The sequence below is a fragment of the Streptomyces sp. NPDC046727 genome (genome assembly GCF_040645635.1).
Classification (GTDB): domain Bacteria; phylum Actinomycetota; class Actinomycetes; order Streptomycetales; family Streptomycetaceae; genus Streptomyces.
In genome coordinates this window covers 239052-253554 of sequence record NZ_JBEYYR010000007.1, presented here as the reverse complement: position 1 = coordinate 253554, position 14503 = coordinate 239052, and the positions used below count along the sequence as shown (strand labels likewise).

Below are 14503 nucleotides of genomic sequence, written 5' to 3'. Positions count from 1 at the left end.
GGGCTACGCTGCCCGAGTCCTCTGCCCAGCAGAATAGCCCACATGAGCAACCGCCGGGCAGGTCAAGTGGCGCATTCCACCGTTCGTCCGAATCCCGAGACAGGCAGACGGGCCCCTATCCGGACGTTTCTGCGCACGCCCGACGGAATTCCGATCGATTCCGTATACGATCCGGGCGCGGTCGTATACGAAGCAATTCCGGATGCCTCTGGGACACCCCGCGGCGACCTGGTGTTCGTCATCGCGCACGGCTTCACCGGGGATGTGGACCGGCCACATGTACGAAGGGTGGCGGGCGTGCTGCGCGACTACGGCGCGGTCGTCACCTTCTCCTTCCGCGGCCACGGACGCTCCGGCGGCCGGTCCACGGTCGGCGACAAGGAGGTGCTGGACCTCGCCGCCGCCGTGGAGTGGGCCCGCGGCCTCGGGCACGCGCGCGTGGTGACCGTCGGCTTCTCCATGGGCGGCTCGGTGGTGCTGCGGCACGCGGCGCTGTACGGCGGCACGGACGCCGTCGTCTCCGTCAGCGCCCCGGCCCGCTGGTACTACCGGGGCACGGCCCCCATGCGCCGCCTGCACTGGCTGGTCACCCGCCCCGAGGGCCGCCTGGTCGGCCGCTACGGCCTGCGCACGCGCATCCACCACCGCGACTGGGACCCGGTCCCGCTCTCCCCGGTCCAGGCGGTCCCGCGGATCGCCCCGGCCCCGCTGCTCGTCGTGCACGGCGACCGGGACGGCTACTTCCCGCTCGACCACCCCCGGATGCTCGCCGAGGCGGCCGGCGAGCACGGCGAACTCTGGGTCGAAGCGGGCATGGGCCACGCGGAGCACGCGGCGGACGACGCCCTGGTGGCCCGCATCGGGGACTGGGCGGTGTCGGCGGCGGGCTAGCCTGACTCACACTGTCTTTAGTCTTTTCTTGTTTCTTGCCGTCGATTGAGGAATCAGATGCCCAAGGTCACGGTGCGCTACTGGGCCGCCGCGAAGGCCGCGGCCCAGGTCGCCGAGGAGCCGTACGAGGCGGACACGCTGGCCGACGCGCTGGCCGCCGTCCGTGCGCGACACCCCGGTGAACTCACGCGCGTGCTGCAGCGATGCTCCTTCCTCATCGACGGCGACCCCGTCGGGACCCGCGCGCATGAGACGGTACGGCTGGCCGAGGGCGGCACGGTCGAGGTGCTCCCGCCGTTCGCAGGAGGGTGAGCGATGACCGATCAGCCGTACCAGGGCGGCCCCTACGAGGGCTACGACCCCTACCAGCAGCAGTGGGCCGGTCACGAACAGCAGTACGGGCAGCAGCCCGGCCAGGACTCCGAGCTGACCCAGCAGTGGCAGGGCCAGACCTGGGAGACGCAGACGCACGCGCCCGTGCAGGCGGCGGAGACGGCGTACCTGCCCCGGCAGGAGCAGCAGCCGCAGTACCAGCAGCAGGCGTACCAGCAGCAGGCGTACCAGCAGCTCCCCCATCAGGAGCAGCAGTACCAGTACCAGCAGCCGCAGCAGTACCAGCAGCCCCAGCAGTACGCGGAGACGTACGCCCCCGCTCCGCCGCCGGAACCCAGACACGCGGCCCCCGAACCGACGCCCGCCCCGGCTGAGCCGGCCGATCCGGTGACCGATCCCGAGGCTTCCCCGGGCTACGGCCCCGCCACCCTCGCCGGAAACGCGCGGATCACCGACGCCCAGCGGGCCCGCCTGGAGGGCCGCTCCCCGATCATCGAGCCCGGCATGCAGCCGGCGCTGCTCACCGCCGCGCTGGGCCTGCTCCTGGCCGCGGCGGCCCCGGTCGCCTCGTACGCCCTCGCCGTCCCCCTGGTGCTGCTCCAGGCGGTCACGGCCGCGGGCTGGTTCCGGCTGAACGGCATGTGGCCGGCGCGGCAGGGCATCGCGCTCGCGTTCCTGGGCGCGCTGACGGCCGACGTGGCGGTCCTGGCGGCCGGCCGCGACCACGCCCTGGTGGCCATCCTCGGCACGCTCGGCCTCTGGGTCCTGCTCTCCCTCGTCCTCCAGCTCCGCTCGCACGCCTCGCCGGACGAGCGGATGTACGGCCTGATGGCGACGGTCGCCTCGGCGGCACTCGCGGTCCTGGCGACGGGCTACCTGGCCGCCGACCCGCACGCGGTGTCCGTCGGCGCGGCGGCGGTCGCGGTGGCCGCCCTGGCCCGCGCCCTGCCCCTGCCCACCCCGGCATCGGTCGTCGTCTCGCTGCTGGCGGCGGCGGGCGCGGGGATCGCGGTGGGCGGCATGACCGGCTTCGACGCGAAGGGCGCGCTGCTGGGCGGCGCCGCCGCGGTGTGCGCGCTGATCGGCCACCGGGTCGCGAGCTACGACTACCCGTCCCGTTTCGTCCACTTCACGGCCGGGGTGGCGCTGCCGTTGTCGGCGGCGGCGCCGGTCGTCTGGCTGCTGGGCCGCGCGCTCGGCTAGGCCCTCCGGCTCCTCCGGCCCCTCCGGCGCCCGGCGGATGCCGGGCGCACACTGGAAGGGAGCGATCCTGGCCGATCCCGGAGGTAGCCATGAGCACCCTCGAAGAACACGTCGACGTCGACATCTCGATCGACAAGGCATGGGACAGCCTGCACCGGCTGGAGAACTATCCGCGCTTCGTGGACGGCATACGCGGCGCCCGGGAGACCGGAGGCCGCGCCCGTCTGGACGTCGAGGCCGGCGGCCGTTCCCGGGAGCTCGAGGCCGTGGTCTCGGACCGCGAGGACGAACGCGTGATGGAGTGGCGGACCACGGGCACCCCTTCGCTGAAGGGCTCCTTCTCCCTACGTTCCCTCGACAAGAACCACACCCGGATCCAGGCACGCCTCGAGTACGACCCCGACACGGTCAGGGCGGAGTTCGGCGGCCCCAAGGGATTCGCCCAGGTGACCGCGATCGAACGCGTCGTCCGCAGCGACCTGGACCACTTCAAGGAGTACGCGGAACAAGGCCGCTGAACTTGACTCCGTCCACGAAGGCCGCCCAGGCCCCGGCCTGGAAGCAGAGCGCTCCGCGGGCGGGGGCCTTGCTGTCGCGGACGGGGACGAGGGAGGGGATGTTGTCGGCGACTTCGAGGCAGGCGCCGCCGTCTCGGCCGGGGGCAGCGCCAGGTCGCGCACCGCATCATACGTACGCTGCAAACGCTCAACCTTGCTGGTTTCCTCGACCAGTTCACCATGTACGTCGTTCTCGGTGTAGGCCACGGTTCGGCCGTCCAGCAGCCGCAGGTAGGTCACCTCGGTGCTCATCAGGCCGTGGAGTCCCGTGCCGAAGGGCACGACGTGGAAGGTGACGTTGGGGCGCTCCGCCACCTCCGCCAGATACTCCAGCTGCTCCCGCCACGCCCGTGCGTCGCGCAGTGACGTGCGGAGGGCTGCCTCGGAGAGGATGGTGCTCCAGCAGCTTGCCCTTGATGCCGCCCGCGGCGAGCAACTCACGGGCGTACTCCGGGGTCTGAAGCAATCCGTGTAAGGCGCCACCTCCGTAGTGCCACAGGCTGACCGCCTCGGCCTCCAGCAGCATGTACCGCCGGTACTGCTCCTTGAACTGCGTCGGATCCGCCATCGCCAGCTCCCACAGCGTCAGCAGCAGCGGAGACGTCCCGTAGTACTGGTCCAGAGCCTGCACGACCTCCGGCCCGCCCAGTGTTTGCCCGCTCTCCATCTTGCTGAACTGCGACCGCTTCCATGATCGTCAGTCGCTGCGGCATCGCGCTCCTGTTGAATTTGTTGAATCTGGCAGGCCCCGCGTTGAATTTGGGCCGCTCAACAGCCCAAACACCCTCCCCGTGCGCCATGCTCTTAAGCACCGCCGAACACGCAGCGTAGCTGCATCCTTGCGCTGCGTTCAGGCGTTCATGGAAAGGAGTTGGCCATGGTGACCACGACGTCGGAGCCCCACGAGCCCGGACGCCTTCTCTACGACCCCGCCATCGACAAGGTCGGCGAGTACGCGACCGCGCCGGCCCCTACGTGATGCTCCGTCCCGTCGGCGGGGGGCTGGAGTGGCAGGCCGTGCCGGAGACGCTGCGGCCGGCCACGGACCGGGAGCGGCTCGGCGCGAGTGTCCGGGCCGTCAATCACCGGACGAGAACACAGCCGTCACTGCCCCCGCCGCTGGACGAGGCCGGCCGCCGCGTCCCGTCCCGGGTTGTGCCGTCTGCCTGGAGCTGGCGGAGCGACGGGAGGCCGCGCGGGCGGTGTACGACCGGAGCGCCGAGACCGACGTGAACGTCTTGCTGCGCCAGCACCAGAGGAAGGAGCACCGCGCATGATGGCCGACCAGGGACTTCCGTACGAGGAGTGCAAGCGGCGGCAGGAGCAGGGGCTGGTGCCGCACGACCGGACGCCCCTCTACCCCGCTTACGCGATCCCGCCGTTCCACCCGGGTACCCGGCGCAGGCGGCGCCGGGGCGACGGCGCCTTCGTGAGCGGTGCCCTCACCGCCCTCTGTGTCGTCACGCTGATCGCGACCGCCGTCCTCGCGGCTACGCTTCCGGCATGAACAAGAAGCTCGTGATCAAGGTGACGGCCGGGTCGGATGCCCCCGAGCGCTGTTCGCAGGCGTTCACGGTGGCGGCGGTGGCCGTGGCCAGTGGGGTCGAGGTCTCGCTGTGGCTGACCGGGGAGTCGTCCTGGTTCGCGCTGCCGGGGCGGGCCGCCGAGTTCGAGCTGCCGCATGCCGCGCCGCTTCCGGATCTGATCGAGTCGGTCCTGGCGGCCGGGCGCATCACGCTGTGCACGCAGTGCGCCGCCCGCCGGGAGATCACGGAGAAGGACGTCATCGAGGGCGTACGGATCGCGGGCGCGCAGGTCTTCGTGCAGGAGACCCTGGGGGACGACACCCAGGCGCTCGTCTACTAGCCGGCGGCACGCCGGTGCAACCCGGGCGGATCCGCCCGCCGGGCACCTACGGCCGGGGGCGCTTCTTCCCGTCCAGTTCGTCCCACCACTCGTCCGACTGCGGGTCGCCGGAGGGGTCGTCCCACCAGCGGTCGTCCGGGCCCCGGCGGTTGGCGACCATCGCGGCGACCGGCGGGATGACCATGGCCACGATGCACAGGCCGACGGCGGCCGGGACGGACCAGATGCGCACGACCGACCAGGCCAGGACGAAGAGGCCGATACACGTCCCCATCATGGCGAAGTAGAGGTGCCGTCGCCGGGCGTACATACGTACAGGGTAGGTCCGGCGAGCCCTGTCACAACTGATCCACAATTCCCGTCCGGCCCGGCCCGGCAGGGTTACCGTGGCGTAGACACACCGCATTCCGAACGCCGTCACCGACCCGGGGGAACCACCACATGCGAGCCCTGCGAATACTCCTGATCATCGTCGTGATCCTGGGCGCACTGTTCGTGATCGTGGACCGGGTCGCCGTGCACTTCGCCGAGGGCGAGGCCGCGGACAAGCTGAAGTCGACCGAGAACCTGGCCTCGACCCCGGACGTGAACATCAAGGGCTTCCCCTTCCTCACCCAGGTCGCGGGCGGCTCCCTGGACGACGTCGAGGTCGGCATCAAGGACTACGAGGCGGCCACCGGCAAGCCCGGCCAGACCATCCGCGTCGACGACCTGAAGGCCGACATGAAGGGCGTCGAGTTCTCCGGTGACTACAGCTCCGCGACCGCGGCCACCGCGACCGGCACCGCGACGGTCTCCTACGCCGAGCTGCTGAAGACCGCGAAGTCCGAGCCGACCGAGGTCGCCCCCGGCGTCACCGCCCGGGTCGTGGGCCTGTCCGACGGCGGCAACGGGAAGATCAAGGTCGCGGTGGAGGGCACCGTCTCGTCCCTCGGGATCAAGCAGACGGTGTCCGTGCTCAGCTCGGTGAGCGTGGTGAACGACAAGGTCGAGGTCCACGCGGACTCCCTGCCCAAGCTGGGCGCCGCCGCGATCGCCGAGGACCGCATCCGTACGATCACCGACTTCCAGCAGGCCATCGACCAGCTGCCCGGCGGGATCAAGCTGGACAAGGTGGAGGCTGCGCCGGACGGCGTGCAGATCAGCGTGAAGGGTTCGGACGTCAAGCTGGCGGGGTAGGGACCGGGAGACGCCGGCATGGACACCGAGTGTCCGACTGGCGAGACGGTCCCGTCCGCAGCGTAGATCCCCTGACCTGTCCGAGCGCCCGGAGGCCCCGCGAGGCCCGTCCGGGCGCTCTTTTCATCCCGCCATTCGGACGATCGTGTCTCGACATATGACACACCGGTGACATGCCCGCCCGTACGTCCCTACGATCGCACCCATGAAGCGACAGGCGGATCTCACGAAGCGGCGGGCAGTGGACCTGTGCCGCGTTGCCGCCATGCTCTGTCGCCCCTTCTGAGCGGAAGCTCCGACTCCCGCATCTCACCCCGCCCTGCTCCCAGGGCACCCGTGCGCCGCTCGCCCGTCGAGCGCGCCCCCCTCTACTCGCACACCCCGCCGCAACTGCCCCGGAGGAGAAAGAGCATGAGCCGCAGCGACGTCCTGGTCGACGCCGACTGGCTCCAGGAGCACCTGGACGACCCGACCATCGCGATCGTCGAGGTGGACGAGGACACGTCCGCCTACGAGAAGAACCACATCAAGAACGCGATCCGCATCGACTGGACCAAGGACCTCCAGGACCCGGTCCGCCGTGACTTCATCGACCAGGAGGGCTTCGAGAAGCTCCTGTCGAAGAAGGGCATCGCCAACGACACGCTGGTGATCCTCTACGGCGGCAACAACAACTGGTTCGCGTCGTACGCCTACTGGTACTTCAAGCTGTACGGCCACGAGAGCGTCAAGCTCCTCGACGGCGGCCGCAAGAAGTGGGAGCTGGACGCCCGCGAGCTGGTCGACGGCTCCGACGTGCCCGAGCGCGCCGCGACCGACTACAAGGCCAAGGCCCAGGACACCTCGATCCGCGCCTTCCGTGACGACGTGGTCGCCGCGATCGGCTCCCAGAACCTGGTCGACGTCCGCTCGCCCGACGAGTTCTCCGGCAAGCTGCTCGCCCCGGCCCACCTGCCGCAGGAGCAGTCGCAGCGTCCGGGCCACGTCCCGACCGCGCGCAACATCCCGTGGTCGAAGAACGCCAACGACGACGGCACCTTCAAGTCGGACGAGGACCTCAAGGCCCTCTACGCCGAGGAGAGCGTCGACCTCGCCAAGGACACGATCGCCTACTGCCGCATCGGTGAGCGCTCGGCCCTGACCTGGTTCGTGCTGCACGAGCTGCTCGGTGTGGAGAACGTCAAGAACTACGACGGCTCCTGGACCGAGTACGGCTCCCTCGTCGGCGTGCCGATCGAGCTCGGCGCCAACAAGTAAGACCTCCCCGACCTTTACCCCTCAAGGAGTTTCAACATGTGCGGAGCGAAGGCCGGCGGCCCGGACGCCTCGACGATCAAGCCCGGTGAGACCACGATCCAGGGCCAGGTGACCCGCGACGGCGAGCCGGTGACGGGCTACGTCCGTCTCCTCGACTCGACCGGCGAGTTCACCGCGGAGGTGCCCACCTCCGCGACCGGTCAGTTCCGCTTCTACGCGGCCGAGGGCACATGGACGGTGCGCGCGCTGGTTCCGGGCGCCACCGCGGACCGCACGGTCGTCGCCCAGCAGGGCGGCCTGGCCGAGGTCGCCATCGCGGTCTGAGCGGGGCCCTGACGGGTTCGAACGGGCTCAGTGACGGGCTCAGTGACGGCTGAGGGCCGCATCCCCTGGGTTGGACGCCAGTGGGGGTGCGGCCCTTCGGCTTCGCCGGCCCGGCCCGGCCCCGCCCAGCCCAGCGGCGGCGGTCGGTATACCTCGCGGGGAAGGCCGCGTCCAGGCCGCGTAAGCTGGGCAGCGGCTCTGTCGTATGCCCACCCTCGCTCAAGGAGCACCCGTGGAGATCTTCTTCGAAACCCTGCTGGTCCTGGTCTGCGTCGGCGTGCTCGCCTTCGCCGGTCTGACCGTGAAGAAGCTGTACCAGGGCCAGCGCTGACCCACATCTAGGAAGCAATCCGCTCATGATCGAGATCCCGTCCGACCTGCACAAGGACCTCGTCCCGCTCGCCTTCCTGCTCGGCAACTGGGCCGGCGCGGGCGTGCACGACTTCCCCGGCTCGGAGAAGTGCAACTTCGGGCAGGAGGTCAGCTTCAGCCACGACGGCCGGGACTTCCTGGAGTACCACTCGCACACCTGGGTGCTGGACAAGGACGGCAACAAGGTCCGCCCGCTGGAGTCCGAGTCCGGCTACTGGCGGATCGGCGCCGACCGCAAGGTCGAGGTCACGATGACCCGCGACGACGGTGTCATCGAGATCTGGTACGGCGAGATGGCCGACAAGAAGCCGCAGATCGACCTGGCCACCGACGCCGTCGCCCGCACGGCCGCCTCCCAGCCCTACAGCGGCGGCAAGCGGCTGTACGGCTACGTGAAGAGCGACCTCATGTGGGTCGGCGAGAAGCAGACCCCCGAGGTCCCGCTGCGCCCCTACATGTCGGCCCAGCTGAAGAAGGTCGTCACCCCGGAGGACGTCGAGCGCTGGGCCAAGGCCCTGCCGGACGACATGCCGGACGACGGGATCGCCTTCTTCAGATAGCTCTAGACTCGTCGGTGTGGTGAGCACCGACTGGAAGAGCGACCTCAGGCAGCGCGGCTACCGGCTGACGCCGCAGCGGCAGCTTGTCCTCGAAGCCGTGGACACCCTTGAGCACGCGACCCCCGACGACATCCTCGTGGAAGTGAGGAAGACGGCGTCGGGGGTCAACATTTCCACCGTCTACCGGACGCTGGAGCTCCTGGAGGAGCTGGGCCTGGTCAGCCACGCCCACCTCGGGCACGGGGCGCCCACCTACCACCTCGCCGACCGGCACCACCATCTGCACCTCGTGTGCCGGGACTGCGAGAACGTCATCGAGGCGGACGTGGACGTGGCCGCCGAGTTCACGGCCAAGCTGCGGCAGCAGTTCGGGTTCGACACCGACATGAAGCACTTCGCGATCTTCGGCCGCTGCCAGGACTGTTCCCTGAAGGGTTCAAGTACCACGTCGTAGGCTTGCCGTATGAAGAGCCCCCTGCTGTCCCTTCCCGGCGCCGTCCCCGCCGAGGGTGTGGACGAAGGCGTCGCCGCCCACTACGGCGACCTGTTCCGCGAGCAGCGCGCCCTCGCCGACGGCGCCGGTTTCGTCGACCTCTCGCACCGCGGTGTCATCACCGTCAGCGGCGAGGACCGGCTGAGCTGGCTGCACCTTCTGCTCACCCAGCACGTCAGTGACCTCCCGCCGGGCCAGGCCACCGAGGCCCTGATCCTCTCCGCGCACGGGCACATCGAGCACGCGCTGTACCTGGTGGACGACGGGACGACCGTCTGGGCGCACGTGGAGCCCGGGACCCAGGAGCCGTTGATCGCCTACCTGGAGTCCATGAAGTTCTTCTACCGGGTGGAGGTCGCCGACCGGACCGCCGACATCGCGGTCGTCCACCTGCCCGCCGGCTCCATCGCCGAGGTGCCGGAGGGCGTCGTCGTACGCGAGACGGCGTACGGCCGTGATCTCTTCCTGCCGCGCGCCGACCTGGAGTCCTTCGCCGCCGGGCACGGTCCGGCCGCCGGCCTCCTCGCCCACGAGGCGCTGCGCGTCGAGCACCACCGGCCCCGCCTCGGCTTCGAGACCGACCACCGGACCATCCCGCACGAGCTGGGCTGGATCGGCACGGCCGTGCATCTGCAGAAGGGCTGCTACCGCGGCCAGGAGACGGTCGCCCGCGTCCAGAACCTGGGCAAGCCGCCGCGCCGGCTGGTCTTCCTCCACCTGGACGGCAGCGACGTCCACCTGCCGGTGCCGGGCACGGAGATCCGCGTCGCGGACGAGGGCCCCGAGGGCCGCAGGATCGGTTTCGTGACGACGTCCGTACGGCACCACGAGCTGGGACCGGTGGCACTGGCGCTGGTGAAGCGGAACGTGCCGGTCGACGCGCGGCTCCTGGCCGGGGAGACGGCGGCCGCGCAGGAGGTCGTGGTCGAGCCCTAGCTCCTGACGAGGGCCTAGATCTCCAGCAGCACCGTGAACGGGCCGTCGTTCGTCAGGGAGACCCTCATCTGCGCGCCGAAGCGGCCCGTCGCCACCGTCGCGCCCAGGGCGCGCAGCTGGGCCACGACCTCGTCGACCAGGGGCTCGGCGACCTCGCCCGGGGCCGCCGCGTTCCAGGTGGGGCGGCGGCCCTTGCGGGCGTCGCCGTAGAGGGTGAACTGGCTGATCACGAGGAGCGGGGCGGCGATGTCGCTGCACGACCTCTCGTCGTGCAGCATGCGGATCGTCCACAGCTTGCGGGCGAGCTGGGCCGCCTTCTCCTTGGTGTCCTCATGGGTCACCCCGACCAGGACGCACAGGCCCTCGCCCTCGATCGCGCCCACCGTCTCGCCGTCCACGACGACGCTCGCGCCGTCCACCCTCTGCACCACCGCACGCATGCGGACCATCATGCCGGGTGCCGTGCGCGGGGCCGCAGGGGGCCCAATATGGATCTCTTACCGCCCATCTGGGGCCGTTCGGGGGCACTGGGTCACATTGTGGCCAGTTGGGGTGGCACGATGCTTTCACACGCCGGTCGAGGGGACGGTCACAAGCACATGAGCACACCGAGCACCAGCGGGCGGTTGGAGACGCAGGGGACGTGCCGGCCGCCCGCGCAGCGCGCCGACGGCACCCCGGGCCCGGCGCTGCCCGCCGAGCCTCCCGAGCACGATCTGGCCCGGCTGAGCCTGCCCGAGCTGCGCACCGTGCGCCGTGACGCGCAGCGCGACGAGGCGGACCTCAGCTATGTGCGGCGGCTGCTGCAGGGCCGGATCGACATCCTGCGCGCGGAGTTGGCCCGGCGCGGCCGGGTGTCCGTGCCCGCGCCGGCGGACGGCTCCGTCGTCGACCGGCTCCCGGAGATCCTCAAGGACGCCCCGGCCCGGCACCGCTCCTCGGCCCGCCATGTCACGCTCGGCACCCCGCACAACGAGGAGTACCGGCGGCTGGCCACGGAGATGCTCGGCGAGGTCGAGCTGTCCGACCTGACGGCGCGGACCGATCTGGAACTGACCGCCGCCATGGGGCGGTTGGTGCGGTACGAGCAGGAGGTCTCGCGGCGGCGGCAGCGGCTGCAGCGTACGGCCGACGACTGCAGCGGGGAGATCGCGCGCCGGTACCGGGTGGGCGAGGCGCAGGTGGACGATCTGCTGATGTGAGAAGCGGGAGGCGAACGAGAGGGCGCCGTCCCCGGTGGGGGCGACGCCCTGTCTTCCGGTGGTTCCCTCCTGGCTGGTGACACGTCGGCTGTGCATCCGTAGCGAGCTGTTCAGTTGTGGCTGTGCCCTGTCCGTATTCAGCTGTCGGTGTTCAGTTGTGACTGTGCGTTCCGGTGGCCGCCCCCCTGCCCGGGCTCCCGGCTCCCCTCCGGAAGGGAGCCCGTTCGGCCAACCACTGGGAAGCTCGACCATGTCATTCAAGTTGGTAGCCAACTTCACTGTACTTATCTCCGCCAGGACGCGTCTCATAACCACCTGTTGCCGAACTGCCGGAAGTTGGCGGGAAGTTGTAGGGTTTCTTCGTGGACCCGGAGCACGCCTCCGCCAGTGGACGGACGAGGCCACAGCGGCCCCGCTCGTCCCACCGCGAGATCGCCGACGAACTGCGCAGCCGGATCCGGTCCGGTGAGCTGCGGCCGGGTCAGCGCATGCCCACGCAGGCCAAGCTGGCCGACGAGTTCGGCGTCGAACGCGGCGCCGTACGGCAGGCGTTGCGCATCCTGCAGTCGGAGCACCTGCTCACCAACGTTTCCAAAGGCAGCCCCGCCACCGTGGCGCTGGTCCCGGCGCCCGCGCGCCCCCCGGCCGGTCCGGCCGCGCCGCCGCAGCCCACCATGGTGGGCCTCACCCCGCGCGTCGCCGCCGCCTTCGCCGCCCCGCACGTGCGGATCGACGCGCTCTGCCTGACCTCGGTCTCGCTCACGCTGGCGATCGGCGAGCCGCTGCGGCAGATCCACGCGGGACGCCTGAAACCGGCCAAGATCGACGTCCGGCTGCTGCTGCCCAGCCGGAACATCGACCTCGCCTTCCCGACCCCGGTGGAGGCCGACGACGGGGGGCTGCTGCACCGGCGCTGGCTGGCCCAGCGCAACGCCCAGGGCCTGGTGCTGCGGCAGAACCTGCTGGCACTGTGCACCACGCACGGCGTCGACGTCCGGATCTCCTTCCGGGCGCTGCCGTTCACCCCGCCGGTGAAGCTGTACCTGCTCAACAGCTCCGAGGCGCTGTTCGCGTACTACACGCTGGGGCGCCGGGAGCGGGAGATCGAGCACGAGCACGTGGAGCTGTACGACGCCGACGGCACCCGGTCCATGCTGTTCGCCTTCGAGCGGCGGGCCGGGCAGCGGGACGCGGCGTTCGTGGAGCAGTCGCGCCTGTGGTTCGACGCGCTGTGGGAGACGATCAGCTCGGAGCTGGTGCTGACGTCATAGCGCGGGACCGGCCAGGAGCACCGCCAGCAGGACCGCGCCGGCGGAGCTGACGGCCGGGCTCTTGGCCTTGACGCCGATGGTGAGCAGCAGCACGCCGACGATGCCGGCGGCGCCGAACCGCCACTGGACGAGCTGCTCGAAGCCGACCACGAAGAGGGCGGAGAGGAGCGCGAGGACAGGCATGGACGTTCCCCCTTTCGTCTGCCAACTCGACCAAGTTGGCAACCAACTATGTTTAAGTTGTCCCCACTTGGCCGAGCATTACAAACAACTCCAGGACAACTCCCGGTAGATGGGCGGGGGTTGTAGCGTTTGGTCGTGACCGAGGAGAACGTGGCAGTGAACGGCAGCAGAAGGCTCACCCCCCAGGAGATCGCCGGCGCCCTGCGCGTACGCATCCGGACCGGTGCCCTCCGCCCCGGCGAGCGGCTGCCCACCCAGGCCGAGCTGGCCGAGGAGTTCGGCGTGGAGCGCGGCGCCGTGCGCCAGGCCCTGCGGGCGCTGCACGAGGACGGTCTGCTCAGCGACGTCAGCAAGGGAAGCCCGCCCCGGGTCGCCGTGCCGGCCCCCGCGCACGAGGAGCCGCAGCCGACCATGGTGGCCCTCGCCCCCCGGCTGACCGAGGCGTTCTCCGCGCCGCACGTGCGCATCGACGCCGTCTGCCTGACCGCGCAGAGCCTGATCCCCGCCCTCGGCGAGCCGCTGCGCCTGATCCACGACGGCCGGCTGCGGCCCGAGCGGATCGACGCGCGCATCCTGCTGCCGTCCCGGGACATCAACCTCGCCTTCCCGGTCTCGGTCGACGCCGGCAGCGACGACGACGCCGTGCACCAGCGCTGGCTGGCGATGCGCAACGCCCAGGGGCAGGTGCTGCAGTACAACCTCCAGGCCCTGCGCGGCACCCACGACATCGACGTCCACGTCACCTTCCGGGCGCTGCCGTTCACCCCGCCGGCGAAGCTGTACCTGCTCAACGGCGCGGAGGCGCTGCACGCGTACTACATGGTCACGCGCCGCGAGGAGCCCACCGAGAGCGGCCGGACGCTGGAGATGTACGACACCCTCGGCTCCGAGTCCCTCCTCTTCTCCTTCGAGAAGCGGGCCGGGCAGCGGGACGCGGCGTTCGTGGAGCAGTCACAGAAGTGGTTCGACGCCCTCTGGGAAACCATCACCACGGACCTGACACTCTCCTAGTGACTTCTGATGCGACCGAGATCGAGAAGCTTCGGGAACTGATCACACCCGCCCGGTTCGTGCTGTGGGACTTCGACGGTCCGATCTGCCGGCTGTTCGCCCGGCACCGGGCCGAGCGGGTGGCCGCCGACCTGGTGGACTGGCTGGAGCGGCAGGGCCTGCACGGGCTGCTCACCGAGACCGAACGGGAGACCCTGGACCCGCAGGTCGTCCTGCGCGCCGTGGGCCGCCGCCGGCCGGGCAGCGACCTCGTCGCCGGGCTGGAGGAACGGCTCACCCAGGAGGAGCTGCGGGCCGCCGCCTCAGCGCTGCCGACCGCCTACGCCGACCCGGTGATCCGCACCTGGACGGCCGTCGGCGCCCGGCTGGCGGTCACCACCAACAACTCGCCCCGGGCCGCCCGCACCTACCTCGAATCCCGGGGCCTGACCGGCTGCTTCGCCCCTCACCTGTACGGCCGCACCGACCAGCTGCACCATCTCAAGCCGCATCCGCACTGCCTCAACCGCGCCCTGAGCGCGATGGGCGCCGCCCCCGTCGCCGCCCTGATGATCGGCGACTCCCTCTCGGACCTGACCGCGGCCCGCGAGGCCGGCGTTCCGTTCCTGGGCTACGCGCGTGCGGAGGCCAAGGAGAAGCATCTGCGCGCGGCCGGCGCCCGCCACGTCGTCCGCACGCTGGAGCCGTTGCTGCGGTTGCTCCGGAGGGGGCGCCCGTTCGGCTAGCATGCGACTGGTCCGGGCCACCGCGCGGACACACCTGCGTACTCGTGCGCAAGGAGCGGCGACGCGCCGGTCCTCGGCCGCCGCCCGGCACAGACGAGTGGCGGACCACCCGCCCGGCTGCTCGACTGGCCTTTCGACCC

The 14503-nt window shown here is 70.7% G+C and carries 20 protein-coding genes and 2 pseudogenes; 17 read left to right on the top strand and 5 right to left on the bottom strand.

What is annotated here, in order from left to right; all coding sequences use genetic code 11:
• Positions 1 to 42: 42 nt before the first annotated feature.
• The 4 genes from ABZ937_RS11720 to ABZ937_RS11705 all read left to right on the top strand — a co-directional run bounded on the left by ABZ937_RS11720 (position 43) and on the right by ABZ937_RS11705 (position 2945).
• Positions 43 to 891: an alpha/beta fold hydrolase gene (locus tag ABZ937_RS11720; RefSeq protein ID WP_361689281.1), complete on the top strand. Its 849-nt coding sequence runs from the start codon at positions 43 to 45 to the stop codon at positions 889 to 891.
• A gap of 57 nt (positions 892 to 948) precedes the next feature.
• Positions 949 to 1203 (top strand): MoaD/ThiS family protein, encoded by a 255-nt coding sequence (locus ABZ937_RS11715; RefSeq protein ID WP_361689278.1) that lies wholly within the window; start codon positions 949 to 951, stop codon positions 1201 to 1203.
• A gap of 3 nt (positions 1204 to 1206) precedes the next feature.
• On the top strand, positions 1207 to 2427 hold the full coding sequence (locus ABZ937_RS11710) for a hypothetical protein (protein ID WP_361689275.1): 1221 nt from the start codon (positions 1207 to 1209) through the stop codon (positions 2425 to 2427).
• 89 nt (positions 2428 to 2516) lie between these two features.
• The gene (locus ABZ937_RS11705; RefSeq protein ID WP_361689272.1) at positions 2517 to 2945 is read left to right on the top strand and encodes an SRPBCC family protein; all 429 of its coding nucleotides are present in this window, start codon (positions 2517 to 2519) and stop codon (positions 2943 to 2945) included.
• Here ABZ937_RS11705 and ABZ937_RS11700 read toward each other — a convergent pair.
• Positions 2917 to 3078: pseudogene (locus tag ABZ937_RS11700) on the bottom strand (DUF397 domain-containing protein); the annotation flags it as partial. The gene ABZ937_RS11705 and the pseudogene ABZ937_RS11700 overlap by 29 nt on opposite strands.
• Positions 3075 to 3666 (bottom strand): annotated as a pseudogene (locus ABZ937_RS11695) (DUF5753 domain-containing protein); the annotation flags it as partial. The pseudogenes ABZ937_RS11700 and ABZ937_RS11695, both read right to left, overlap by 4 nt.
• 591 nt (positions 3667 to 4257) lie before the next feature.
• Here ABZ937_RS11695 and ABZ937_RS11690 point away from each other — a divergent pair.
• Both ABZ937_RS11690 and ABZ937_RS11685 read left to right on the top strand, forming a co-directional pair.
• A complete protein-coding gene (locus ABZ937_RS11690) occupies positions 4258 to 4491 on the top strand; it encodes a hypothetical protein (RefSeq protein WP_361689269.1) in 234 nt (77 codons plus the stop codon).
• Positions 4488 to 4850 carry a DsrE family protein gene (locus ABZ937_RS11685; RefSeq protein WP_361689266.1) on the top strand — a complete coding sequence of 121 codons (363 nt, stop codon included), beginning with the start codon at positions 4488 to 4490 and terminating at the stop codon, positions 4848 to 4850. The genes ABZ937_RS11690 and ABZ937_RS11685 overlap by 4 nt, the downstream gene beginning before the upstream one ends.
• A gap of 46 nt (positions 4851 to 4896) precedes the next feature.
• On the opposite strand, the gene ABZ937_RS11680 is transcribed toward ABZ937_RS11685, so the two are convergent.
• Positions 4897 to 5160: a DUF3099 domain-containing protein gene (locus tag ABZ937_RS11680; protein WP_361689263.1), complete on the bottom strand. Its 264-nt coding sequence runs from the start codon at positions 5158 to 5160 to the stop codon at positions 4897 to 4899.
• Between the two features lie 131 nt (positions 5161 to 5291).
• Between ABZ937_RS11680 and ABZ937_RS11675 the strand changes: the two genes are divergently transcribed.
• The 7 genes from ABZ937_RS11675 (at position 5292) to ABZ937_RS11645 (ending at position 9971) form a co-directional block, all read left to right on the top strand.
• Positions 5292 to 6029, top strand: coding sequence for a DUF2993 domain-containing protein (locus tag ABZ937_RS11675; RefSeq protein ID WP_361689260.1), 738 nt, complete (start codon positions 5292 to 5294; stop codon positions 6027 to 6029).
• Between the two features lie 205 nt (positions 6030 to 6234).
• A complete protein-coding gene (locus tag ABZ937_RS11670; RefSeq protein WP_350751515.1) occupies positions 6235 to 6315 on the top strand; it encodes an Ms5788A family Cys-rich leader peptide in 81 nt (26 codons plus the stop codon).
• Between the two features lie 125 nt (positions 6316 to 6440).
• Positions 6441 to 7286 carry a sulfurtransferase gene (locus tag ABZ937_RS11665; protein ID WP_361689257.1) on the top strand — a complete coding sequence of 282 codons (846 nt, stop codon included), beginning with the start codon at positions 6441 to 6443 and terminating at the stop codon, positions 7284 to 7286.
• A 36-nt stretch (positions 7287 to 7322) separates the two neighbouring features.
• Positions 7323 to 7610, top strand: a complete 288-nt coding sequence (locus tag ABZ937_RS11660) for a DUF1416 domain-containing protein (protein ID WP_010351646.1) — start codon at positions 7323 to 7325, stop codon at positions 7608 to 7610.
• 356 nt (positions 7611 to 7966) lie between these two features.
• Positions 7967 to 8542 carry an FABP family protein gene (locus tag ABZ937_RS11655; protein ID WP_361689254.1) on the top strand — a complete coding sequence of 192 codons (576 nt, stop codon included), beginning with the start codon at positions 7967 to 7969 and terminating at the stop codon, positions 8540 to 8542.
• A gap of 16 nt (positions 8543 to 8558) precedes the next feature.
• Complete coding sequence (locus ABZ937_RS11650; RefSeq protein WP_361689252.1) at positions 8559 to 8996, top strand: transcriptional repressor; 438 nt, start codon at positions 8559 to 8561, stop codon at positions 8994 to 8996.
• A 9-nt stretch (positions 8997 to 9005) separates the two neighbouring features.
• Positions 9006 to 9971 carry a folate-binding protein gene (locus ABZ937_RS11645; protein WP_361689249.1) on the top strand — a complete coding sequence of 322 codons (966 nt, stop codon included), beginning with the start codon at positions 9006 to 9008 and terminating at the stop codon, positions 9969 to 9971.
• A 14-nt stretch (positions 9972 to 9985) separates the two neighbouring features.
• Here the strand turns inward: ABZ937_RS11645 and dtd are convergent, their stop codons facing one another.
• Positions 9986 to 10411 (bottom strand): D-aminoacyl-tRNA deacylase, encoded by a 426-nt coding sequence (gene dtd, locus ABZ937_RS11640; protein ID WP_361689246.1) that lies wholly within the window; start codon positions 10409 to 10411, stop codon positions 9986 to 9988.
• Positions 10412 to 10570: 159 nt separating this feature from the next.
• On the opposite strand from dtd, the gene ABZ937_RS11635 reads away from it, so the two are divergent.
• Positions 10571 to 11173 (top strand): aerial mycelium formation protein, encoded by a 603-nt coding sequence (locus ABZ937_RS11635; RefSeq protein WP_361689243.1) that lies wholly within the window; start codon positions 10571 to 10573, stop codon positions 11171 to 11173.
• Between the two features lie 362 nt (positions 11174 to 11535).
• Positions 11536 to 12444, top strand: coding sequence for a GntR family transcriptional regulator (locus ABZ937_RS11630; RefSeq protein WP_361689240.1), 909 nt, complete (start codon positions 11536 to 11538; stop codon positions 12442 to 12444).
• Here the strand turns inward: ABZ937_RS11630 and ABZ937_RS11625 are convergent.
• Positions 12439 to 12627, bottom strand: coding sequence for a hypothetical protein (locus ABZ937_RS11625; protein WP_361689237.1), 189 nt, complete (start codon positions 12625 to 12627; stop codon positions 12439 to 12441). The genes ABZ937_RS11630 and ABZ937_RS11625 overlap by 6 nt on opposite strands.
• Positions 12628 to 12756: 129 nt before the next feature.
• Between ABZ937_RS11625 and ABZ937_RS11620 the strand changes: the two genes are divergently transcribed.
• A complete protein-coding gene (locus ABZ937_RS11620) occupies positions 12757 to 13638 on the top strand; it encodes a GntR family transcriptional regulator (RefSeq protein ID WP_361689234.1) in 882 nt (293 codons plus the stop codon).
• The gene (locus ABZ937_RS11615; protein ID WP_361689231.1) at positions 13638 to 14363 is read left to right on the top strand and encodes an HAD-IA family hydrolase; all 726 of its coding nucleotides are present in this window, start codon (positions 13638 to 13640) and stop codon (positions 14361 to 14363) included. Before ABZ937_RS11620 ends, ABZ937_RS11615 begins: the two co-directional genes overlap by 1 nt.
• Positions 14364 to 14503: the final 140 nt, after the last annotated feature.